Origin of the sequence: Oryzibacillus soli, from assembly GCF_051594765.1 — a bacterium.
In the GTDB taxonomy this organism is placed as follows: domain Bacteria; phylum Bacillota; class Bacilli; order Paenibacillales; family NBRC-103111; genus Paenibacillus_AR.
This window is the reverse complement of the sequence record NZ_JBPPGJ010000011.1, coordinates 120,147-143,487: the sequence shown is the minus strand read 5'-3', so window position 1 is coordinate 143,487 and position 23,341 is coordinate 120,147. Positions and strand designations below refer to the sequence as shown.

General features: G+C 61.7%; 21 protein-coding genes. 19 read left to right on the top strand and 2 right to left on the bottom strand.

The genetic code is table 11. The annotated features are described in order from the left end of the window. Window positions 1–67: 67 nt before the first annotated feature. Both ACSEXW_RS16515 and ACSEXW_RS16510 read left to right on the top strand, forming a co-directional pair. On the top strand, window positions 68–439 hold the full coding sequence (locus ACSEXW_RS16515) for a CidA/LrgA family holin-like protein (protein WP_438447272.1): 372 nt from the start codon (window positions 68–70) through the stop codon (window positions 437–439). After that, complete coding sequence (locus ACSEXW_RS16510) at window positions 436–1,119, top strand: LrgB family protein (RefSeq protein WP_438447271.1); 684 nt, start codon at window positions 436–438, stop codon at window positions 1,117–1,119. The genes ACSEXW_RS16515 and ACSEXW_RS16510 overlap by 4 nt, the downstream gene beginning before the upstream one ends. An 11-nt stretch (window positions 1,120–1,130) precedes the next feature. On the opposite strand, the gene ACSEXW_RS16505 is transcribed toward ACSEXW_RS16510, so the two are convergent. Continuing rightward, complete coding sequence (locus ACSEXW_RS16505) at window positions 1,131–1,691, bottom strand: hypothetical protein (RefSeq protein WP_438447270.1); 561 nt, start codon at window positions 1,689–1,691, stop codon at window positions 1,131–1,133. Between the two features lie 135 nt (window positions 1,692–1,826). On the opposite strand from ACSEXW_RS16505, the gene ACSEXW_RS16500 reads away from it, so the two are divergent. Further along, window positions 1,827–2,768, top strand: a complete 942-nt coding sequence (locus ACSEXW_RS16500; RefSeq protein WP_438447269.1) for a LysR family transcriptional regulator — start codon at window positions 1,827–1,829, stop codon at window positions 2,766–2,768. 72 nt (window positions 2,769–2,840) lie between these two features. Here the strand turns inward: ACSEXW_RS16500 and ACSEXW_RS16495 are convergent, their stop codons facing one another. After that, window positions 2,841–3,167 carry a P-II family nitrogen regulator gene (locus ACSEXW_RS16495; RefSeq protein WP_438447268.1) on the bottom strand — a complete coding sequence of 109 codons (327 nt, stop codon included), beginning with the start codon at window positions 3,165–3,167 and terminating at the stop codon, window positions 2,841–2,843. 536 nt (window positions 3,168–3,703) lie between these two features. Between ACSEXW_RS16495 and ACSEXW_RS16490 the strand changes: the two genes are divergently transcribed. From ACSEXW_RS16490 to ACSEXW_RS16415, 16 genes are all read left to right on the top strand, one after another. Beyond that, complete coding sequence (locus tag ACSEXW_RS16490; RefSeq protein WP_438447267.1) at window positions 3,704–5,167, top strand: serine hydrolase domain-containing protein; 1,464 nt, start codon at window positions 3,704–3,706, stop codon at window positions 5,165–5,167. Between the two features lie 58 nt (window positions 5,168–5,225). Continuing rightward, window positions 5,226–7,022: an ABC transporter ATP-binding protein gene (locus ACSEXW_RS16485; RefSeq protein WP_438447266.1), complete on the top strand. Its 1,797-nt coding sequence runs from the start codon at window positions 5,226–5,228 to the stop codon at window positions 7,020–7,022. 35 nt (window positions 7,023–7,057) lie between these two features. Beyond that, entirely contained in the window at window positions 7,058–7,549 is a 492-nt protein-coding gene (locus ACSEXW_RS16480; RefSeq protein ID WP_438447265.1) for a hypothetical protein, read from the top strand. 272 nt (window positions 7,550–7,821) lie between these two features. Next, complete coding sequence (locus ACSEXW_RS16475; RefSeq protein ID WP_438447264.1) at window positions 7,822–9,150, top strand: WD40/YVTN/BNR-like repeat-containing protein; 1,329 nt, start codon at window positions 7,822–7,824, stop codon at window positions 9,148–9,150. Window positions 9,151–9,275: 125 nt separating this feature from the next. Beyond that, window positions 9,276–9,950 (top strand): response regulator transcription factor, encoded by a 675-nt coding sequence (locus ACSEXW_RS16470; protein ID WP_438447263.1) that lies wholly within the window; start codon window positions 9,276–9,278, stop codon window positions 9,948–9,950. After that, window positions 9,947–11,368, top strand: a complete 1,422-nt coding sequence (locus tag ACSEXW_RS16465) for a sensor histidine kinase (RefSeq protein ID WP_438447262.1) — start codon at window positions 9,947–9,949, stop codon at window positions 11,366–11,368. The genes ACSEXW_RS16470 and ACSEXW_RS16465 overlap by 4 nt, the downstream gene beginning before the upstream one ends. Window positions 11,369–11,438: 70 nt before the next feature. Then, a complete protein-coding gene (locus tag ACSEXW_RS16460; protein ID WP_438447337.1) occupies window positions 11,439–12,356 on the top strand; it encodes an ABC transporter ATP-binding protein in 918 nt (305 codons plus the stop codon). Continuing rightward, window positions 12,353–13,063, top strand: a complete 711-nt coding sequence (locus ACSEXW_RS16455; protein ID WP_438447261.1) for an ABC transporter permease — start codon at window positions 12,353–12,355, stop codon at window positions 13,061–13,063. Before ACSEXW_RS16460 ends, ACSEXW_RS16455 begins: the two co-directional genes overlap by 4 nt. A gap of 1 nt (window position 13,064) precedes the next feature. Next, complete coding sequence (locus tag ACSEXW_RS16450) at window positions 13,065–13,790, top strand: ABC transporter permease (protein ID WP_438447260.1); 726 nt, start codon at window positions 13,065–13,067, stop codon at window positions 13,788–13,790. Between the two features lie 84 nt (window positions 13,791–13,874). Beyond that, window positions 13,875–14,216: a RidA family protein gene (locus tag ACSEXW_RS16445; RefSeq protein WP_438447259.1), complete on the top strand. Its 342-nt coding sequence runs from the start codon at window positions 13,875–13,877 to the stop codon at window positions 14,214–14,216. A gap of 162 nt (window positions 14,217–14,378) precedes the next feature. After that, window positions 14,379–15,395: an HD-GYP domain-containing protein gene (locus ACSEXW_RS16440; RefSeq protein ID WP_438447258.1), complete on the top strand. Its 1,017-nt coding sequence runs from the start codon at window positions 14,379–14,381 to the stop codon at window positions 15,393–15,395. A gap of 240 nt (window positions 15,396–15,635) precedes the next feature. Continuing rightward, window positions 15,636–17,438 carry a cache domain-containing sensor histidine kinase gene (locus ACSEXW_RS16435; RefSeq protein ID WP_438447257.1) on the top strand — a complete coding sequence of 601 codons (1,803 nt, stop codon included), beginning with the start codon at window positions 15,636–15,638 and terminating at the stop codon, window positions 17,436–17,438. Next, window positions 17,422–19,047 carry a response regulator gene (locus ACSEXW_RS16430; protein ID WP_438447256.1) on the top strand — a complete coding sequence of 542 codons (1,626 nt, stop codon included), beginning with the start codon at window positions 17,422–17,424 and terminating at the stop codon, window positions 19,045–19,047. Before ACSEXW_RS16435 ends, ACSEXW_RS16430 begins: the two co-directional genes overlap by 17 nt. A 1,001-nt stretch (window positions 19,048–20,048) precedes the next feature. Next, window positions 20,049–21,455 (top strand): ABC transporter substrate-binding protein, encoded by a 1,407-nt coding sequence (locus ACSEXW_RS16425; protein ID WP_438447255.1) that lies wholly within the window; start codon window positions 20,049–20,051, stop codon window positions 21,453–21,455. An 81-nt stretch (window positions 21,456–21,536) separates the two neighbouring features. Next, window positions 21,537–22,436 carry a carbohydrate ABC transporter permease gene (locus ACSEXW_RS16420; protein WP_438447254.1) on the top strand — a complete coding sequence of 300 codons (900 nt, stop codon included), beginning with the start codon at window positions 21,537–21,539 and terminating at the stop codon, window positions 22,434–22,436. Window positions 22,437–22,452: 16 nt separating this feature from the next. Next, a complete protein-coding gene (locus ACSEXW_RS16415; protein ID WP_438447253.1) occupies window positions 22,453–23,334 on the top strand; it encodes a carbohydrate ABC transporter permease in 882 nt (293 codons plus the stop codon). Window positions 23,335–23,341 lie beyond the last annotated feature (7 nt).

Below are 23,341 nucleotides of genomic sequence, written 5' to 3'. Positions count from 1 at the left end.
ATATATTCATTTTACCAATGAAAGGGCGGGGTGTATACTTAGAGCCATATAGAAGGGACGGATGGTTATGAAAAAGCTCGCGCTCGGCACTCTGCAGGTCGGATTCTTTATCCTCTTCTCGCGGCTCATGAACGGGCTGGCTAGCTGGCTGGACCTGCCGGTTCCCGGGGGCATTCTCGGCATCGTAGTGCTGTTCCTGCTTCTTCAGACGAAGGTGATCAAGCTGGAATGGATCGATATCGGGGCCAAGTGGCTGCTGGCGGAGATGCTGCTGTTCTTCATCCCTCCGGCGGTGGGTATGATGGAATACGGGGACCTGATCCGGCAGAGCGGGCTTCAGCTGCTGGCGGCGGTAACGGGGAGCGTCCTGGTTGTGATGGTGGGCAGCGGATTGATTGCGGACCGCATGGCGGGACGGAAAGGGGCGGGGAGGCCATGAATGCACCTGTGGTTTGGCTTGCGGTAACGATACTTCTATATGCAGGGGCAAAACGGTTCTACCGGAGATTCCCCCGGGTCATCTTCACGCCGCTTCTGCTGGCGCCCATCGCCGTAGTCGGGCTGATCCTGGCGCTGCGCACACCTTACGAGAACTACCATGCCGGTGCCCGCTGGCTGAGTGACATGATCGGTCCTGCGACGATCGCCCTGGCCGTGCCGCTGTACAAGAATGCCGCGGTGCTTCGGAAGCATGCGCTGGCCATCGTGACCAGCGTCTTCGCAGGCTCGACGGCAGCGATTCTGTCGTCGGTATGGCTGGCCCGGGGGCTGAACCTGAGCGGGGAAATGACGGGGAGCCTGGCTCCGCACTCGGCGACGACGCCCATCGCCATGGCCACCTCGGATCTCTTAAACGGCATTCCGGCCTTGGCGGCGGTCCTGGTTCTGGTGACCGGGATACTGGGCATGGTGCTGGGGCCGGTCATCATCCGGCTTCTCGGCATCCGGCACGACCTGGCCAAGGGCGTGCTTCTCGGTACGGGAGCCCACGCCGCTGGCACCACCAAGGCCTTCGAATTCAACACCCTGGCCGGCTCGATCTCGAGTGTGTCCATGATCCTGACGGGCTTCTTCACCCTCTGTACGGCGCCTTGGCTCATCCATTGGATGGGGTTCTAAAGCCCGGACGGTTACGGCTGGCCGTGAAGAGCCGCCAACAGCACGAGCCCGGCGCTTAACCCGACGCTTAAGAGCCGGTTCCGGGTGATGACGAGCAGCAGGACGCAGAAGATGGCGGCGGCCAGCTGAACCGGCTGGTAGACCCAATCCTGGCTGCGGACCAGGAGCAGGATGCCGGATATGGCGGCTGCGAGACCGGCTCCCAGCTCGGACAGGATGCGGGTCATCCGCTCGGCGGGGGCCGTGGCGGAACTGGCGGTGGCGAATCCGGCCCCGAGGGCGACGACTCCGCTGATGGCGGCTGCAAGGGGAGCCGGCAGCCATAACGCGGCGGCCAATCCGGCGATGCCGTAGAAGACGAACAGGGCGCTGCGGCCGGAGGCCCCGGCCAAGTGTGGATAGAACAGGGCCAGCAGCGCGGCGGTGATGCCGAATTCCCAGCCCTCCAGCCGGAACAGAGCGCCGACGGACGTCAGGACGGCGGACCAGAATGCGACCTCCATCCAGCTGCCGCTCCAAGCTTTGCTCTCTTGACCCAGTACCGTCTGATTGTTGGATCTCTCCATCTCCATAGATCTCGCCTCCATGCCGCTTTTTTCTCCAAAGCGTCTTGTATTTTTTACCATCCTATCAGATAATGGGGCCATCGGTGAAACGGAACAATCCGATGAAAGGCATCGGCAAATCCGATGGGGAGGCGGGGGAACATGGAGCTTAGGCATTTATTCACCTTCATTGCCGTGGTGGAAGCGGGCAGCTTTACCCGCGCGGCGAATCAGCTGAATTACGCCCAATCCAGCGTTACGGCCCAGATTCAAGCGCTGGAGACGGAGCTGGGCTCGGCGCTGTTCGACCGGCTGGGGAGCAAGACCGTCCTGACGGAGGCCGGCAAACGGTTCCTGCCGTATGCGCAGGATCTGACCCGGATGCATGACCGGGCCAAGGACGCCATCCGGCTGCAGTCCGATTTCACAGGCACGCTGACCATCGGGGCGCCCGAGTCCATGGCGGCCTTCCGTCTGCCGAACGTGATACGGGAGTATAAGAAGAAGTACCCGGCGGTGAACATCATCCTGAAGCCGGGCTTATGCTGGGAGATGGGCGACCGGCTTCGTTCCGGGGAGCTGGATATGGCCCTCTTCATGGACCCCGAATCCGAGGACCGGGATCTGAACAAGATTACGCTGGTGCAGGAGCATATGGCGCTGATTGCCGCTCCGGACCATCCGCTGACCGTCAGGACCTTGGTGGAGCCGCAGGATCTGAAGGAAGAGACCATTCTCTGCACGGAGCCGGGCTGTACGTATCGGGCTTTGTTCGAGCGGGTGCTGAACGCCCATGGCATCCATCCGAATCCGAGCCTGGAATTCTGGAGCATCGAGGCCATCAAGAACTGCGTCATGTCCGGCTTGGGAGTGGCCCTGCTGCCCCTGGTGACCGTCCGCTCCGAGCTTGAGGAGGGCAAGCTGGTCCGACTTGCTTGGGATGACCGGCCCCAGCGGCTCTGCACCCAGATCGCCACCCACAAGAACAAGGTGTGGACCCCGTCCCTCCAGGAATTCATCCGGCTCATGGAGCAGCATGCGGAGCTGTGGCGGGAGGAGTTTCGTCTGGAGGGGTTCCGGCAGGAGGAGCAGGACGCCGGATAATCCAGGGCACGCATAACAAAAAGCTCATCCCGCCGGCTATCCGGTAAGGATGAGCTTTTTGTTAGGAAGATCTTACAGCTGCGCCTTGCCCGTGCTGATGGTATAGGCTTCGTAGACCGGCATGACGAAGATCTTGCCGTCGCCGAAGGCGCCTTTTTCCCCGGTGCGGGCGTACCGCATGATGATCTTGACGACTTCGTCCTTATCCTCGTCCGGAATGACCATGATCAGCATTTTCTTGGAGATCTGGTCGTAGAAGGTTTCCCCGATCTGAATCCCCTTCTGTTTGCCGCGTCCCAGAATGTCCAGCTTGCTGACCGACGGGAAGCCGGCGCTCATCAATTCGGCCAATACCAGGTCGGCCTTCTCCGGTCTGACTACTGCTTGGATCATTAACATGATTGATGCACCCTTTCGTATGTTGGTATCCCGCATGGGGGTAACGCCGATGGGAGGTTGCTGGGATGGTTAGCCGCGTGAATGGTTAATGGATTGAAGTGTAAGGGGTGGGGCGTGGCTGCGGCAAGGATTTGGAAACGATTGTCATGAGATTGATGAAAATGGTGTTAGGTAATGTGACATAAGGTGACCGTCGGGAAATATTGGGGCCAATAGGCGGGCAGCCGTGTAGCCCTTGGAAGCCAAAGGGGTTTCCGTTGTGGTCGGCGGAGGGATCGAGTCAAATGCAATGAAGAAAAGCGAAAAAATAGCAACAATAATGAATTATTGTTTAGTAATATTCTAGATTACAAACAAAATAGCGATTTCATGACAAAACCCCGCCTGTGCGAGCTACAGCTGGGTTTTGGGCGCTTTCCTCCGTTCCAGGGGGAATGCTCGAATAATACGGACATCGACAGGTCAAGCCTGAACCGCTACAATGGGGGCTAATCTCGGAAAGTCTGGACGTAATAGAATGAGGAGTGTTGAATCGGATGATACCAAGTGAGAACCGGAACGATCAGGAGGTCCGGCTGGAACGTATCGCGGCTTATGAGGCGGGCATATCGTCTCGTTCTATTCTGGCGTTCATCGAGCAAGCGGAGGAGCGGGGCATTCCGCTGCACAGCTTCATGCTGCTCCGTGGCGGCCGGGTCGCCGCCGAAGGCTATTACAGCCCCTTCGGCCCGAAGGACCTGCACCCGGTCTTCTCAGTCAGCAAAAGCGTTACCTCCGCCGCCATCGGCATCGCGATTGGCGAGGGCCGTATGAAGCTGTCGGACCGGGTGGCGGATTTCTTCCCCGAGAAGCTGGAGGGGGAGCTTCATCCTTATACGGCCCAGATGACTGTGGAGCATCTGTTGATGATGGCCACGGTCCATCCGAAATCTACGGACACGAAGATTGACGATTGGGTGCGCGGCTTCTTGAATACGCCGCCGGCCAAGCTTCCCGGCTCAAGCTTTGCCTATGACACGACGGGGACCCATACGTTGTGCGCGATTTTGCAGAAAGTGACGGGGATGACCGTGCTGGACTACCTGCGGCCCCGTCTGTTCGAGCCCCTCGGCATGGGGGAGCTGTGGTGGGAGAGCGATCCGCTCGGCATCAACAAGGGCGGCAGCGGCATCCGCTGCACGACGGAGGCGCTGGCCCGGTTCGGCCAGCTGTATCTGCAGAACGGCGTCTGGAACGGCGTACGGCTGCTTCCGGAGGGCTGGGTGGAGCGCAGCACCGGCAGCCGGATCGGCACCTACGGCACCCGCATGATGCTGGACGGCAAGCTGGGCTACGGCTATCAGTTCTGGCGGATCCGCAACAACGGCTACTGCGCCTTCGGCATGGGCGGCCAGCTGGTGGTCGTGCTGCCGGAGCAGGACCTGGTCTTCGTCACCACGGCGAACACGCTGGAGTACAAGGACGGGCAGACCCGCATTCTGGAGTGCTTTTGGTCCACGATTCACGCCTCCCTTACAGAGGGTGAACCGCTCCCGGCCGACCCGTCGGCGGAGGCTGCCTTGAAGGAGCGGCTCGGCGCGCTGAGCCTCTTCCTGCCGGAAGGGCAGGCGGACTCTCCTTCGGCTCTGGCTGTCAACGGCCGTCGCTGGGTTCTGGACCCCGGCAGCCGATACGGCTTCGAAGCCTGCGAGTTCGTTCTGGAGGGCGGAGAGTCCCGGCTCCTGCTCGACATCGGCGGAGAACGCAGGGAGCTTCGATTCGGCCTAAGGGCTTGGGCCCGGGGGACGGAGCCTTTTATGGGCAAGGGGGCGGCAGCTTACGGAGCGGGGGTCTGGACGGATGACCGGACGCTCGTGATTACCGTGCACGTCATCGATCCGCTGCAGATGTTCACCCTGACCTGCCGGTTCATGGAGGAGGGCCGGTTGAGCGTGCAGGTGATCCCGACCGGCGCGGAGATGAACGACCATGAGGGCCATCTGACGGGACGGCTCGGTTAATTCGGAAGAATTCGAGAGATATTCGGCGGCTTCGGCCGGACAGGAGGACACACAGCGCATGGCAAGTACGGCGAAGACCGGAGGGAAGCCGCTGGATTTTGAAGAGCTGTTCTTAGACGATCGGTTCCGCAAAAACCGCCCCCTCCACACCTTATGGATGCTGTACCGAGGCTTACGGTTGAACTTGTTGTTGTCGTTAACCTTTTATATTCTGAAGCATTCTCCGGTCTGGGTGATTCCCATCGTGACGGCGGATATGATCAACCATCTGGACGGGACCCGGGATCAGGGCCTGGGCTGGCTGTGGCGGGACCTGATCATTCTGGGCATCGTGGTGGCCCAGAACGTGCCCTCGCAGGTCATACACGTCAGCTTCATGAGCCGGTCCTCCCGGCAGGTGGAGGCGGGGCTTCGGGGCACGCTGCTCCGGAAGCTGCAGCACCTGTCCATGGCCTACCACAGCGAGCTTCGGACCGGCAAGCTCCAGTCCAAGGTGCTGCGCGACGTAGAGGCCATCGAGACTCTCTCGAAGCAGATGATGTATGCGTTCCTGCCGGCGGTCACCAACGTGGTGATCGCAGTGGGGATTACGGCGTCCAAGAGCTTGACGATCACGTCTTTTTTCGCGCTGGTGGTGCCGTTCGGGGTGGCCTTGGTGTCCTTCTTCCGGAAGACCATCCGCACGAAGAACCGGGAGTTCCGCAAGCAGATCGAATTCATGTCCGGACAGGTGGCCGAGACGGTGGAGATGATCCCCGTGACCCGGGCCCACGGCCTGGAGGACGTGGAGATCGAGAAGACGGATTCCACGCTCATGGAGCTTAGGACCAAGGGCTACCGCTTGGACCTTACCGAGGCGTTCTTCGGGTCGTCCAGCTGGGCCGTGTTCACCCTGTTCCAGATCGTCTGTCTGGGCTTCACCTGCGTGCTGGCGTACCGGGGCGAGATCAAGCCGGGGGACGTGGTGATGTACCAGGGATTTTTCACCACCATCTTGAACTCGGTCAATGGTATTATTAACGTATATCCCCAGTTCGCGCGGGGCTTCGAGTCCATTCATTCCATCTCCGAGGTGCTGACCTCCCGGGATACGGAGGAATACACGGGCACCCGCAAGGTGGAGGCGGTCCACGGGGCGTTCGAGTTCCGGGATGTGGCGTTCCACTATAACGATACGGATAAGCACGTGCTGAACGGCTTCAACCTGTCCGTGCGCCCGGGCGAGTGCATCGCCTTCGTCGGCGAGTCGGGGGCGGGCAAGTCCACGGTGCTGAACATGCTGGTGGGCTTCTACCGTCCGACCTCGGGCGGCATCCTGCTGGACGGGGTGCCCTTCGATGAGCTGGACATCCGCTCGTACCGGCAAAAGCTGGCGGTGGTCCCCCAGCACACCGTCCTGTTCTCCGGCAGCATCCGTCAGAACATCACCTTCGGTCTGACGGAGGTGCCGGAGGAGAAGCTGGAGCAGGTCATCCGGATGGCCAACCTGCAGGATGTGGTGGCCGAGATGCCGGACGGCCTGGACACCATGATCGGCGAGCACGGCGGCAAGCTGTCCGGCGGACAGCGGCAGCGCATCGCCATCGCCCGCGCCATGATCCGCGACCCGCAGATCATCCTCCTGGACGAAGCGACCTCGGCCCTCGACAACATGTCCGAGTTCATCGTCCAGAAGGCTATGCGGGAGCTGGTCCGCGGCCGGACCACCTTCATCGTGGCCCACCGCCTCTCCACCATCCGCGACGCCGACCGCATCGTGGTGATGAAGAACGGCCGGGTGGCCGAGGTGGGCACCTATCAGGAGCTGATGGAGAGCCGGGGTGCGTTCTACGAGTTGAAGCAGCTGCAGGCCTAAGCGGGATGCACCATAAGAGGGAAGGGGGAAGCGACATGATAGCCAAAGCCGATTTCGTCCGGCTGTTCGTGGAGCAGTACAGGGACCGGGCAGCCGGTCGTGCCGGGGAGGAGCAGGCGGCAGCAAGTGCCGGGGACGAGCGGGCGGTCGGCCAAGCGGTCGGCGGTTCGGAGCCGTTGACGGTGGACGCCCGCAGCTTCCTCCGGACCATGGGCACCCGTACCGAGATGGCCGGATTCATCGCCGAGGCGGGCCGTCTGGCCCGAATCGTAAGCATCCGGGAAGCGGAGGCACGGGAGTTCCTCGACAACGCCAACTACAACGTGGCCGATGTCTACGACTTCCTGCTGGCGAAGCGGGAAGCCCGGAGAACCTCGGTTGCCTACAGGCTGTACAAGGCCGTCATCGTCACCTGCGCGCTGCTGTCTGTGTACGGGCTGTTCCAGGTGAACCTCCCTCTCGCCCTCCTGTCCGCTACGATTGGCGGAGCAGTCTACACGTACCGGTTCACACAGGAAAGAAACTAAGTGTGATCGATTACCCTCGCTAGCTGTGTGACACAGCGGCGGGGGTTTTTTGCATGAAGGGAAGTGTGGAATGCTGAGAGGAGAACGGGGCTAGAGGGGAGATTGTTGTACAAAGTACAGGATTTGAAAGGGAACATGGGGCCAACAGCAGAGGGGATTGGGTAAATCTGGGGGAGGCTGCTTAGAGTGGCCGCGGGCGGTGTGTTTCAACCGGAGCCGATCGGGAAACGTCTAATAGGGTATACAACCGACACGTTAAGGAGGGCGACGCGATGATGAAACGTACCATGTATCAAACCGCATGTCTTGCCACCGTAACCGTGCTGCTGCTAATGGGGGGCGCAGCGGGCTGCCGGGATGGCGGTTCTGCCGCGAGTGGGGGCCAAGCCGCCGCCTCACCCAGCGCCGCCCTTGCCGGGAGTGCCTCGGCCCAGCAGCCCACCGCCGCTCCCGTCGCCAGCACCTCGGCCCAGCAGCCTGCCACCCCCACCCCCGCCACCGGCGCAACGCCGTCGACTGGGGAGCCCCTCGTCTTCCGAGGGATGGACTTCGCCGACGACGGGCGGACCGGCTGGGTCTACGGCGAGACCGGCCCAGGCCGGGGTACGGCGCTGTGGCGCACCGGGGACGGCGGCCGGAGCTGGAACGGCACGGTGCTGCCGGGCGTCACCGTAGGCGGGATCGCGGCCCGGGACCGAGATACGGCCTGGGCCGCGGGAGCGGCGGATTGCGCGGGGCGGGAGGGCCGCTGGGCCTGCGGGAAGCTGCAGCTTCTGGAGACCCGGGACGGCGGAGCGAGCTGGAGCGTGCGGTGGGAGAAGCCGGTGGACCACGCCGACGGCTATGCTCCCGGCTGGGTCACCTTCCCCGGTGCGGACCAGGGCTACGCCTTGATCGGCTCAACGCTCCTGACCTCCGCCAACGGGGGCCGGGACTGGCAGCCGATATCCTTCGACGGCGCCGGAGCGCCCTTCCTTCCGGAGCGGTACCATTTCCAGAACGCGAAGAGCGGCTGGGTCTTCGGCAGCCTGGGCTCCGGCTGCAGCGCAGACCCGGATAAGGAACGGACGGCCGGCTGCGCAGGCGCCGTTCTGCACACCACCGACGGGGGAGCCCATTGGAGCCGCCAGCCTTTGGGTGACCCGGCAGCGGACGCCCGCGCCATCAACTTCGACTTCACTGACGGCCGGCGAGGATGGCTGCTGCTCTACCATCCGTCAACCCTGCAGTCGATGCTCTACCGGACGGAGGATGGGGGAAGCAGCTGGCAGGGGGTCCATGAGATGCGGGGCGGCCGGCCTTACACGCGGGCGGTCCGATTTGCCGACGCAGACCGGGGGTTCGTCGCCCTGAGCATCGGGGCTGGTCCCATCGACGGGGGGCTGTTGGCCACCCGGGACGGCGGGAGAAGCTTCGAGCCGCTTCCGCTGGACGGCGTGATCAGCGTGGAGGCGCTGAAGCTGCTGCCGCCCTCCGGCGGGTGGATGCTGGCGCTGGATGACCGCTTGGCCCCGAGGCTGTTGCGGACGGCTGACCGAGGGGCTTCTTGGGAGCCGGTCCCCCTGCCTGCTGAATGGCCGGCAACCGCGGCCGTCCGGTAGCGTGGCGGAAGCCTTTTGGCAAGGGATACCCCAACGCTCTGCCATGTGCTAAGCTGAAGAGAACGAATATCACGAAGACGGGATGCGCTGAAGCCCCCGTCTTCTTCGGCCGGGAGGATACTGAAGTGGCGAAGCGTGTGCTGTATGTGGAGGACGATACGGAGATTGGAAGCTGGGTGAAGGCCGATCTGGAGAGAAGGGGGTACGAGGTGGATTGGCTGACCTCCGGGGAGGGGGCGCCGGAACGCATCAAGGAGGCGGATCTGGCCATCTTGGATGTGATGCTGCCCGGCTTGGATGGGTTTACCGTGGGGCAGAGGCTGAAGCGGGAGGCGCCTGGCGTGCCGGTCCTCATGCTGTCCGCCCGGACGTCGGTTGAGGACAAGCTGCAGGGGCTTCAGTTCGCAGACGACTATCTGGTGAAGCCGTTCCACCCGGAGGAGCTTGCGGCCAGGGTGGAGGTTCTGCTCCGCCGGCACCCCCCTGCGGAGGAGAAGACGCTCCGGGCCGGACACATCGAGGTGAATCCGGAGAGCCAGACGGTGACGGACACCCGCTCGGGCGAGGAGATCGTCCTGACCGCGAAGCAGCGTCAGATCCTTCTCTACCTGCTCCGCAACGCCAACCGGATCCTGACCAAGGAGCAGATCTACGAGTCCGTCTGGGGCGAGCCCTACCTGGAGGGGGACAAGACCCTCATGGTCCACATCCGCTACCTCCGTGAAAAAATCGAGCTCGATCCCAGCCAGCCTCTCCTAATCGAGACGATCCGGGGACTGGGCTACCGGGTGAAGCTGTGACGGCGCGGAAGCGCAGGCTCCCGGTCCGGGGCTCCCTTCTGGCGGCATGGGCCCGCAAGCTCCGCCTCCGGAACTCTCTGCTGAGCCAATACGTGCTGCTGGTGCTCTCCGCGCTCATCCTGCTGCCCGGGGCTCTGGTCGTCATGACGATGAGCGCTTATTGGATGACGCTGACCCTCGGAAAGGAATCCACCTCCCCCTACCGCGACGATGGAAGGGTGCTCGAGCGGGAATGGCATGCGGAAGCCGCAGCGCTTGCAGGCGCCACCGCCGAGAAGGTGGACGAGCGTCTCCGGCAGCTTCGGGAGGTCTACCCCGAGGCGAGTCTGTTCTGGGTGGACCGGTCCGGCCAAACCCGGCTGGCGCTGCCGGACCGTCCGGACCTGCCCGGGACGTGGAACGCCTCGTATACGGTGCAGTTCATGAAGGAGCGGGTCCAGGGCGATCCGTTCACGGTCGTGGCGTTTATCGGGGACGATGTGAGCCTTCAGGAGGGCTTCATGACCATCCAGGTGCCGCTTCGCCTGATGGATATGAACCGGCCCCGCAGCGTTCCTTATCTGATCGGCATGGGGGCCTTATCGGCCTTGTTCCTGGGTGTGTCGCTTCTGTTCTTCCTCCGGATCCGGCGGCGGCTCGTGCGGCTGCAGGAGGCGATGACGCTGCCTGCGGCGGACCGTTCGAGCCTGCCGGCTCCCGTGCCGGTGCTGAACGGGGACGAGATCGGCCGGCTGGAGGCAGCCTTCAATGAGATGGTCCGCCAGCTCCAGGAGGGCCGGGAGCGGGAGGCCGGGGAGGAGAAGCTCCGGAGGGAGCTGATCGCCCGGCTCTCCCATGATCTGCGGACGCCGCTGACGGCCATCCGGGGCCATGCATACAGCCTGAGGCGGGAGACGCTGAGCGCACAGGCTCTGGCCTCCGTCGATCTGATCGAGCGGAAGACGGATGCTCTGGGCCAGCTGCTGGAGAATCTGCTCTCCTTCAGCCTCCTGTCGGCCGGCAAATATCCCCTGTCGAAACGGAGGACGGACGTGGTCCGGCTGGTCCGGACTCATTTTGCCGGCTGGTATCCGGTCTTCGAGCAAGAGGGATTCACTATGGAACTGGATCTGCCGGAGACCGCTTTCCATTGGGAGATCGACCCCTTGGGGCTGGAGCGCATGCTGGACAATTACCTGCAGAATGTGCTTCGCCACGCCAAGCCGGGAGGCTACATCGGACTCCGGGTGGAACCGGAGGGAGGCGGCCGGATCACCATCGAGGACCGGGGACCGGGCATGCAGGGGCGGTCGGACGAACGGGGCGCCGGCATCGGCTTGTCCATCGCCAGGCTGCTGGCCAAGGAGATGGGGCTTGCCACCAAAATTAGAAGCGGCCAGGGTGGAACGGTGGTCGGGATTTTTTTAAACGAAAATTAAACGGGTTCCGTCCCGTTGCTTAACCTTGGACCGCTAAGATGGAGTCCGAGGTGATGATTCCATGACGACGATGAAGAACGAGTGGATCCTGGAGACCGAAGGCCTGTCCAAAACCATTGGCCGCCTCCAGGCAGTCCGCGGTGTGAATATGAAGATCCGGAAGGGAGACATCTACGGCTTCCTGGGACCGAATGGAGCAGGCAAAACCACCACCATCCGCATGCTTCTCGGCCTGGCTGCGCCGACAAGCGGCCGGATCCAAATTTTCGGGCGGGACGTGGGACAAGACCGATTGAAGATTCTTCAAAAAGTGGGCTCCCTGGTGGAGTACCCCTCCTATTACGGACACTTGACGGGCTATGAGAATCTGGAGGCGGTCCGGCGGCTCTTGGGCGCTCCCCGGTCCCGCATCGACGATGTGCTGGCCGTAGTCCGGCTGACCAAGGATGCCTGCCGCCAAGTGAAGGGCTACTCCCTTGGCATGAAGCAGCGGCTGGGCATCGCCATGGCGCTCTTGGGCGAACCGGAGCTGCTGGTGCTCGACGAGCCCACCAACGGGCTGGACCCGGCGGGCATCCAGGAGATCCGCGAGCTGATCAAGGGGCTGCCGGCGTCCCACGGGGTGACGGTGCTCATCTCCAGCCACCTGCTCTCCGAGGTGGAACAGATGGCCACGCGGGTGGGCATCATTGCGAAGGGCAGCCTGATCTACCAGGACGAGATGAGCCGGCTGCGGGAAGCGGCCCGGAGCCGCATCCGCTTCCATGTCAGCGAGCCGGAGGAGGCCTGCGGACATCTCTTGGACCTGGGCATCGAGGCCTCCCTGGAGTCGGGCCGGATCGCCGTCCCGCATGCGGGCGACCGGGAGGTGGCCGGGATGGTCCGGGAGCTGGTCCGTTCCGGCCGCGACGTATACCGGGTGGAGGAAGAGGGAGCTTCCCTGGAGAGCCTGTTCCTCGAGATGACCGGCGGGGAGGGGAGCTTATGATCCTGCGTCTTATGGCGGTGGAGCTCCTGAAGCTCCGCCGGATGATGCTGTGGTTCCTGGTGTTCCTGGGCCCCTTCGGCGTGGTTGCACTCCAGGCGGTCAACTTCGGTCTTCGTTACGATTATTTGGTCAACCTGCATCAAGCGGACCTGTGGGGCGGGCTCATGGACGCGGCCCAGCTCCTGATGTTCCCCGCCATGTTCATCGGAACGGCCATCGTGGCTTCCATGGCTGCCGGGATCGAGCATCGGATGAACGTCTGGAAGCTGACGCTGGCCCTGCCGGTCAAGAGAGGCCAGGTCTACGCGGCCAAGCTGCTGTTGACGGCGCTCTTGCTCTTCGTCTCCTGCACCCTCCTGATTCCCTTCTTGGCCGTGCTGGGCTGGATCCTGGGCTTCGGGAACGCACCCTATGGGGAACTGGCGGCCATGGCATACGGACCATATATGGCCATTCTGCCGTTCGTAGCCCTGCATACCGCGCTGTCGGTGCTTCTGCCGAATCAGGCTATTCCCTTGACCGTGGGCGTGCTCGGCACTATGCTGTCCCTGTTCGCGGTCTATCTGCCCGATTGGATGCCGTGGAAATGGCCGCTCCTGTCGGTTCTGGCGGAGCATCGGTTCATATGGATCCTGGCAGGTGCCTTCGGGGGGCTCCTGCTCTTCATCGGCGGCTCGGCCGCCTTCATCCGAAAGGATGTGAAGTGACATGCTGCGACTCATGCATACGGAGTGGCTGAAGCTTCGCCGTTCGGTTATATGGCTGCTGGTGCCGGCCAGCCCCGTGCTGGCAGCCCTGTCCGGCTGGATGTCCGCCCGGCTGGATGGTGCGGCAGCTTGGGAGACCCTGCTGTCCGTCATGGCTCTCCTGCACGGCCTCTTGATCCTGCCGCTCCTGACCGGGATCTACGCCGCGCTGATCTGCCGGTACGAGCATGCGGAGGGCGGCTGGAAGCTGCTCCTCTCGCTCCCGGTCACCCGGCGCAGCCTATATGCGGTAAAGCTGGTTACGATCATGGCTTTGCTGGCGCTGACCCAAATCCTGTTCTTCCTGGCGGTGGTTCTGGTCGGCGTCGGGATGGGCTATTCAGCCCCCATTCCTTGGGGGATGCTGCTTATGTCCGCGGGAGGAGGCTGGCTCGCCTGCTGGCCCTTGGCGGCGCTGCAGCTGTTCGTATCCGTGGCCTTTCAGAGCTTTGCCGCACCGCTGGCCGTCAACGTGATCCTGACGCTGCCGAATATTCTGGTGGCGAACTCCGCCCGGTACGGCCCATTCTATCCGTGGGCGCAGCCGCTTCTGGCCATGGTGCCGAAGGAGGCGCAAAAGATGGGAGCTCTGCTGATCCCCATGGACCCTCTCCTCTTCTGCATCGGGGGCGGCTTCCTGGTGTTCCTGGCGGCAGGCTGGGGATACTTCCGGAGGAAAGCGGTGTAAGATCGCCCTTGAATTCAGGGAACATATGTTCTATACTGGAGGGGATTCCAATTCTTGGGGAAACCCTCTAGGAGCGTGTATAAGATGATCACCCGATTGCCAACTCCGCACAGCTATTCCAAGGCCGTTATGGCCGGAGATTATGTCTTTCTCGGCCTCCACCGAGGCGGGGGTGACGAATTCGCCGATCAGCTCCGCAGAGCCCTCCGCCATCTCGGCGAGACGCTGCAGGAATGCGGTTTGAAGCTGGAGCATCTGGTGAAGGTGAACGTATATTTGAAGCGCATTGGAGATCTGCCCGAGATGGAGAAGCTGTTCCTGGAATTCTTCGAACCCGGCGGATATCCTGCACGGATGACCAGCACCACGGAATTCATCGACGAGGATTGTCTCGTTATGCTGGAGGGGACGGCTTACAAAGGGTAGGCTCTTTAATCCCGGCGGCGAGAGGGTTTCAGTTTGTTTTAAGGTCCGGTTAAGCCACATTTCAGTCAAGGCGGCTACTATAGTGGATAAGAATGCCAAGCCCCCCGGGGAAATGGCGGCTCGCCCTATGATAGCGCGAATTCATTTGGAATAGGTGGACCTATGCTGGAATCCGTCACGAACCGTTGTTTGGATATTGTCCTGGAGCGAATGGCCGCCATCCGGTGTGCTTTCGTTCTCCTGCTGTCGTTAAGTATTGGAGCAGACGGTTATCTCATGACCGATGTGCCCTTCCACGGATTATATATGGCATCGATGATCCTGTGCGGATGCGCCTTCTTCCATGCCGCATGGGTGAGGGTGCTGCTGGCAGGAGCCGTCGGGGTGCTGGATGTGCAATCGATGCCGGTACCGTCTCTTGTCGGGATGTCCGATGTGCAATCGATGCCGATGCCGCCTCTTGTCGGGATGTTCCTGCTTCAGTGGCTGTTGAATGCCCTGGTGGCGGAAGTGATGGCCGGGATGATCAAGATGAAGGTGCGGGAGAGGGTATCCACCTTGAATCTGATGCAGGCATTGGCCAAGTCCTTGGATTCGAGGGATGCCTATACGGCGAACCATTCGGAGAACGTAGCACGGTTCGCTTACCGGATCGCGATGGAGATGAAGCTTCCGAAGAAGGAGTGCGACGCCGTCTTCATCGGAGCGCGGCTTCACGATATCGGCAAGATCGGGGTACCCGAGCGGATCCTGACCAAGCCCGCCAGGCTGACGGACAAGGAATTCGATATTATTCAGAACCATCCCGTCATCGGATACGAGACGGTCAAGCATATCTCTCACTTTCAGCAGAACGGCGTGCTCGATATGATCCTGTTCCATCACGAGCGATACGATGGAACGGGTTATCCCTACGGGATCAGGGGCAAGCAGATTCCCAGGGGCGCGCGGATCATCGCTCTCGCCGATTCCATGGACGCCATGATCTCGAACCGCGTCTACCGCAAGAAGCGGGGGCTGGAGGAGGCGATTCAAGAGGTGAAGATCAACCGGGGCAAGCAGTTCGATCCGGAGGTCGTCGATGCCCTCTTGTCTATGCTGGAGCGGGAGGGAGGAAGAGCCCTCCTGACGAACCTTTCTCCCGAGAAGCCGGATTGGATTCCGCTTCCGGTAGCCTAAGAAGCCGGACCTTGGCAGATAGCGCCAAGGTCTTTTTTGTTATACTCCGGACCGAGAATAGGTGGTCAAATCTGCCCTCAAGGTGGGATTACCCGTCTTGTTGGGGGGGCTCCGGGCTCCTACAATGAAGTCGGAGGACGGCGCGGATGTAAACCGTGCTTTTCTCCCCTGTTGGAAGTATAATGGTGCCAATCTGCCGCGGGTCCGTATCGGACGGCGGCTCTTGGGAGGGAACGCCGATTGAGGCTCCGACTGCAAAACCTGCTCTATTCGCTCTCCTTCAAGCACCGGATCCTGGTTTCCTTCGTGCTTCTGATTACGCTGGCCATCAGTGCGGCGGGCTCCATCTCCTATCTGATCGCCTCCAAGGAGATACAGAATAACGCCTTCGAGGCCAGCCAGGAGACGGTGAACAAGTCGGCCCAGATGATGGAAGACCGCCTGAACCTGGTGACGGTGGCCGTCCGCTCCCTCATGTTCAGCGACGCCTTCGAAAAGATGATGGAGGACGTGCAGAGCATGGACTTCACCAAGTATTACCGGCATCTGTCGGCGATGCAGTCGGTTTTTTCCTCCGTGTCTTACAATGCGCCACTGATCCAAAATATCCTGATCGCGACGCCCATCGGGGATTTCTACCCGACGACGGAATACCGGGTGCAGGATCAGTCCTTCTATGATTCATACCACTATGATCTGATCAAGGCTCATCCCAATGGCGTGTGGATGAAGGGGCACGCGGACCCGTTCTTCACGGGGGGCCAGCGGGTGCTGTCCTTCGTGACGCAGGGCATCTCCATCAAGGTGTCGGACTATCCGCTCAATGTGTTCGTCGTAGTCAACGTGAAGGAGAACGAGCTGGCCCGGCTGTTGGGCCAGGGTGTCGGGAACCGGGGCCGTTACGATATTTTCATCGATTCGGACGGAGAACAGGTGGTCCAGAACGATTGGTCCGCCAAGCACGGTCTGGACCGGGACGAGACCTTCCGCCAGCAGGTGAGCCCGGGGCGGCAGGGCTCCTTCTTCCACAACTTCGGGGAAGGGGACTATCTGGTGAACTACGCCAAGCTATCCTCGGTTCCGGATTGGGTGCTCCTCGGCATGCAGTCGAAGGAGCTGCTCCTGGAGCGGGTCAACGGGATCAAGCGCACCACGCTCTGGGTCATACTGGGCTTCGTGCTGACCAGCTGGCTTTTGTCCAACCGGCTGACGGCGCTGCTCCTGCGTCCGCTCCTGAAGCTCCAGGGGCTGATGCGCAAGGTGGAGAACAACCAGCTGGACGTCCGCTTCACCAGCCGGTTCCAGGACGAGGTGGCCCAGGTGGGCTACCAGTTCAACCGGATGCTGGACGAGATCAACCGCCTGATCGACAATGTGAAGCGCTCGGAGACGACCAAGCGCAAGGCGGAGCTGAAGGCGCTGACGGCACAGATGGAGCCGCATTTTTTGTACAATACGCTCAATACGATCTATTGTAAATCCGTGCTCGGGGAGAATCAGGACGTGAACGAGATGATCCTGGCGCTGTCGCAGATGTTCCAGCTGGGCTTGAGCGGCGGCCGGGATCTGATCCCTCTGGAGGATGAGCTGCAGCACGTGCGTATGTACTGCGCCATCCAGATGAAGTGCTATGAGGGGCTGTTTGAATACGAGGTGGAAGTGGAGGACGAGGAGCTTCTGGCCTGCTACGTGCCGAAGATCCTCCTGCAGCCCCTCGTCGAGAATACGATTCTGCACGGCTTCAAGGACCGCAAGTCCGGCGGCCGGATCCTGATCCGCGCAGAGGCGGAGGACGGTGTGCTGGTGCTGACCGTGGAGGACAACGGTACGGGCTTTGATCCCGCCCGGGTTCTGGCCGGGATGGACCGGCCGACGGAATCGAAGAAGGGCTATGCGCTTAAGAATATCCGGAACCGCCTCCAGGTGAATTTTGGCGCCGATGCCGGCATGGAGCTGGTGCCGCAGCCGGAGACGGGCTCACGGATCGTGCTTCGCTTACCACAGCTGGAGGGGGAACAGGAGTCGAATGGAGAAGCGCTCTGACATGAAGCTGTGCGTCATCGACGATATCAAAAGTGTGGTGGATATGATTTCCCTGAAGATTCCCTGGGCCGATCACGGTATCCAAGTGGCGGGTACGGCGCTGGACGGGGAGGAAGGACTGCGTCTTGTGCAGGAGGTTCAGCCGGACATCGTGCTGACGGACATCCGGATGCCCCGGATGGACGGGCTGGAGATGACCCGGGCGGTGCTTGCGACCAACCCGGAGTGCCGCATCGTCATCCTGAGCGCCTACACGGATTTCTCCTATGCGCAGCAGGCGATTCGGCTGGGGGCGTTCGACTTCGTAAAGAAGCCGTTCTCGGTAGAGGAGATCGTCCAGGCCGTGCTGAAGGCGAAGGCGGCGTGCGAGGAGGCGCAGCAGGAGTCGGAGAAGGTCCGGGAGATGGAGCGGAAGATCCGGCAGAGTCTGCCCGTGCTGCGTCAGGAGTATCTGACGCTGCTCCTGCACCATCGGACGGACGGAGGGGTGGCCCGGCGGCGGTGGGAGTTCCTCGAGATCGGGCTGGAGCCATCCGGATTATGTGTGCTGTTGGTCGAGATCGACCGCTTCATGGAGAAATACATGGATCTCCCCGTTCAGGAGATCGAGCTGATCCGCTTCAGCCTCCAGAACATTCTGGAGGAGACTCTCTCCGCAGGGGGAGCGCGTCTTGTGTTCCGCGAAGCGGCCCACCGGTATGTAGCGGTGCTGAACGTGACCGGCGAGGAACAGGCGGTGGACCTGGCGGAGGCATGCCGCGCCAACGTGGAGCGTTATACCAAGTTTACGGTGTCCATCGGGGCGGGTCTGCCGGCGGTGGGCATCGAGGATCTGCCGCGTTCCTACCAGCAGGCGCTGGCGGCGCTGTCCTATCACTTCTACACCGAAGGCAACGGGGTGTTCGGCTACGGGGAAATTCCGGCGGAGCGCAAAGGGCTGGCGCCCTATGGGCTGGCGAGCGAACAGGAGCTGCTGTTCGCGGTGCGCTCCGGCAACGGGGAGAAGAGCATCCAGCTCCTGGACGAGCTGTTGGACGGCTTGGTCACCGCCGAGCCCCGGCCGGAGCCGAAGGTGGTGGAGAGCGTCATCTTCGAGCTGGCCTCGAAGCTGTTCCGGGCGCTGCTGGAGCAGTTTCCCTATGAGGAGGTGCGCCATCTGGAGGAGCCGGTGGCGGCGCTGCGGTCGAAGGAGCACCCGACGCTTACGGAGCTTCGGCGGATGCTGACCGGCCTGTGCCGGGAAGGGTGCCGCTTCATCGAGCGGGAGCGGTCGTCCGAGTCCACGAAGATCATCCATCGCTCCAAGGACTACATCCGCACGCACCTGCACCTGGACCTGTCGCTGGAGCACTGCGCCCGCCAGGTCAATCTGAGCCCGGGCTACTATTCCAACCTGTTCCGCAAGGTGCTCGGCATCTCGTTCCAGCAGTTCGTCATCCAGGAGAAGATGGAGAAGGCCAAGTCCATGCTCATCGGCGACTACCAGGTCCAGGAGATCGCCACCGAGCTGGGCTATGAGCACCGCCGCTACTTCAGCGAGATCTTCAAAAAGTACACCGGCCAGACCCCGTCCGAGTTCAAGCAGTCGTATACCGGGAAACCCGAGTAGGTGCGGGTTTCCTTTTTTGTTTGTTGGGGCTCGCGGGGCAGGGAGAATAAAGGCCCCGTCAGGCCTTTATTCATGCGCGAATAGCGGGGATGCGAAATGAAGGCCACCAGCGGCCTTCATTTCTGGGCGAGGGGGGCGGTGGTGGAGTGGCGGCGGTAACGGCCATCGGGTATCACCACCCGGTCGCCACTTTGACGTTGGGGGCAACCCCGGGATCGCAAGTCGTAGCGATGTGGCGGAGTGACGCGGGGGCGGCGGAAGACCAACGGCAAATTTGCCGTAGGATGCACGAGCGCGGGGAGCCCGCGGCCCATGAGCGGCAAATCTGCCGCTGATTCGCGTGAAGCGGCGCACGGCGCGGGGGCGGCGGAAGACCAACGGCAAATTTGCCGTAGGATGCACGAGCGCGGGGAGCCCGGGGCCCATGAGCGGCAAATCTGCCGCTGATTCACGTGAAGCGGCGCGCGGCGCTAGGGCGGCGGAAGACCAACGGCAAATCTGCCGTTGGATGCACGAGCGCGGGGAGCCCGGGGCCCATGAGCGGCAAATCTGCCGCTGATTCGCGTGAAGCGGCGCACGGCGCGGGGGCGGCGGAAGACCAACGGCAAATTTGCCGTTGGATGCACGAGCGCGGGGAGCCCGCGGCCCATGAGCGGCAAATCTGCCGCTGATTCGCGTGAAGCGGCGCACGGCGCGGGGGCGGCGGAAGACCAACGGCATATTTGCCGTAGGATGCACGAGCGCGGGGAGCTCGCGGCCCATGAGCGGCAAAACTGCCGCTGGTTGGCGTGAAGCGGGTGCCCCCGATGGCCCCCGACGGCCCCCGGCATACCCCCCGCCAGCCCCCGGGTGCCCCCGACGGCCCCTGGCGTACCTCGCCACATACGTGCGGAAACCTGCCCTTAATGTTGGGTTTGCCGCATTATGCATTCGTGCGGCATGTTCTACAATGAACATGTAAGCGGAACACTAGTAGGAACCATAAAGGGAGGTACCACAGAATGAAGAGAAAAATCACAGCACTCGTATCCTGCGTAACCTTAACCGCCGGATTGACGGCATGCGGCGGCGGTTCGGACAGCGCCAGCCCCTCCCCGGCGGCGTCCGCCGCACCGGGAGCCACTCAGCAGGCCACATCCAAGCCCTCCGGCGAAAAAACCAAGCTCACCTACTGGACCGGTGACCGTCACGACGCCGACTATATCAAGGAAGTCGTCAACAAGTTCAATACCACCAACAAGGACAACATCGAGGTAGAGCTGGTCGTGAAGACGGAAGACTTCAACCAGGCCATCGACCTGGCCTTCGCCACAGCGGACACGCCGGACATCATCCGCGTCAAGGAAAACACCATCCAGACCTTCTACAAGAAGGACTACCTGGCGCCCATCGACAGCTACCTGACCCCGGACATGAAGGCCAAGTTCCCGGCCATGGATGAGCTCAACAGCTTCAACGGCAAGATGTACAGCCTTCCCAACTATGGCTCCACCCTGCGGCTCGTCTACAACATGGAGCTGTTCGAGAAAGCCGGCATCAAGACCCCGCCGACCACGCTCAAGGAGATGGTCGAGGACGCCAAGAAGATCACCGAGGTCGGCAAAGCCAACGGCTCCTACGGCTTCGCCTTGAACTTCAAGAGCCCGGCCAGCGCCTTCGGCCGTTCCGCCCGCGTCATCGCGGAGGTCAGCGGTTACGGCGGCTTCGGCTATGACTTCAAGACCGCCCGCTTCGACTTCACCGGCTTCAAGCCCATCATCGAAGCCTTCAAGCAGATGAAGGACGACGGCAGCACCCTGCCGGGCATGGACGCACTGGACATCGACCCGCTGCGCGCCCAATTCGCCGAAGGCAAGATCGGAATGTACATCTCCTTCTCTTCCGAGCCGGGCGTCTACAAGAACCAGTTCCCGGCCAAGATCAAGTGGGCGGCGGCTCCGGTTCCGTCCATCGACGGCCAGATCAAGGGCGCATCCAGCGTAGCAGGCGGCCAATGGCTCGCCATCAGCTCCAAGTCCAAGAAGAAGGACCAAGCGTGGAAGTTCATGCAGTTCATGTACCAGGAGGAAGTGCTCCAGACGTATCATGAAAAAGGCTTCGGCATCTCCATGGTCCCGTCCGTCAATACCAAAGCCAAGAAGCCGGACATCAACGGCATCGACGGCTTCCTGCCGAACAAGTATGACGGCGTATGGCCGGTGATGCCGACCGTCACCGTCAAGGGCATCAAGTCCGATGACGCCTTCTTCAAGTACATGATCGCCGGCGGCGACATCAACGCGGTCATCACCGATCTGAACAAGCGCTACAACGAGGCGCTGGACGCCGCTATCGCCGCAGGCGAAGTGAAAGCCGCGCCGAAGGCGGACTTCGACCCGGCGAAGCTGGCCGGCCAGCTGGTCAAATAAACAGACAAAAAAAGGAGGGATGGGGGGACATGACCCCCATCCCTCCTGCACGAAACAAGGATAGGAAGGAGAGAGCTTCCCATGAATAAAGCGAAGAAAATGCTATTTTCCTACAGCTTTCTCGCGCCGAGTATTATTCTGACGGCCGTGCTGGGGCTGTACCCCATCGCTTGGGCGATGAGGTACATGTTTTACGATTACAAGGGGTACGGGCAAGAGAAATTCATCGGCTTCGACAACTTCAGGCAGATCGCGGAGGACGGGCTGTTCTGGGATTCGGTCAAGACCACCTTCATCTATGCAGGAGGCAAGGTGCTGGTCTCCCTGCCGCTGGCCCTGCTGCTGGCCGTCGTCCTGAACCGGGGCTTAAGGGGAAGGAATGTGCTTAGGGCCATTTATTTTATGCCCACCATCATCAGCTCGGCCGTCATGGCCGTCGTCTTCTTCACCATCTTCAACTCGTACAACGGCATCCTGAACCAATTCCTGATGAAGTACCACCTGATCTCGAAAAGCATCGACTGGCTCGGTCCGGACCATGCGCTGTTCACGGTCATCATCGTCGCCGTATGGGGCGCCGTGGGCAACTACATGCTGCTGTTCCTCGCCGGTCTCCAGAATATCCCCGACGACATCTACGAGAGCGCGTCCCTCGACGGGGCGGGCAAGGTCCAGCAGTTCTGGTACATCACCATCCCCATGCTGGGACCGGTGCTGCAGATCATCATCATGCTGGCCATCATCAATGCGCTGAAAGGCTATGAAAGCATCATGGTCATGACGGGCGGCGGCCCTGTGGGCAAGACCGAGGTCATGTACCTCTACGTCTACAAGCTGTTCTTCCCGACAGCCGCCGATGCGGGCGGCGCGGTCCAGCAGATCGGCTACGGCAGCGCAGTAGGCTTCGTCACGGCCCTAATCGTAGGCGCGGTGACCATGGTGTACTTCTTCTTCTCCAGGCGCATGAGCCGGACATTCTAAGGGGGGCTTGGACATAATGAGTACGCAATCGATCGCAACGGCAGCAAGGCCCGCCATAGGGGGAAGAGGCTCCCGGCTGGCAACGGGCACGGTCCTATGGGCGTTCCTGCTCGTCATCGCGGCATTGACCCTGTTCCCGGTGGTCATCGCCATCCTGGGGTCCTTCAAGTCGAATATGGAGCTGACGGCAGGAGCCACCTTCCTGCCCTCCGAATGGCACTTCAACAACTATGCCCAGGCCTGGAAGCAGGCTAGCTTCTCCACCTTCACCTGGAACAGTCTGTTCCTGAGCGCAGCCACCACCGTGGGTACCCTGATCGTAGCTTCCATGGCGGCCTACGTTATCGACCGGATGAACTTCCCGGGCAAGAAGCTCTACGTCAGCATTCAGGCCTTCACCATGTTCATCTCCATCGGGGCGGTGGTGCTGCGTCCCCAATTCGAGCTTATGATCAAGCTGCATATGCATACGTCCCTGTGGGGCGTCATCCTGATTCTGATCAGCTCCCATGCCTATATCTTCTTCATCCTCCTGAGCTTCATGAGCGGCATTCCGAAGGAGCTGGACGAGGCGGCCTATATCGACGGCAGCAGCATGGGCGGCACATATATGAGGATCGTGCTACCGCTTATGGGGCCGGGACTCGGGGTGGGCGCGCTGTTCACCTTCCGGGGGGCGTGGAACGAGTACCTGCTGCCGCTGGTGTTCACCATGAGCAAGCCGAAGCTGCAGACGCTGACCGTAGGCTTGGCCAATCTGAAGTACGGCGTGTCCGCCGCGTCGCAGACCCACTACATGCTGGCGGGGGCATGCTTGTCCATTCTGCCGATCCTCATCGTCTATATCTTCGCCAATAAGTCGTTCATGCAGATGACAGCCGGATCGCTGAAGGGCTAGAGGGAGG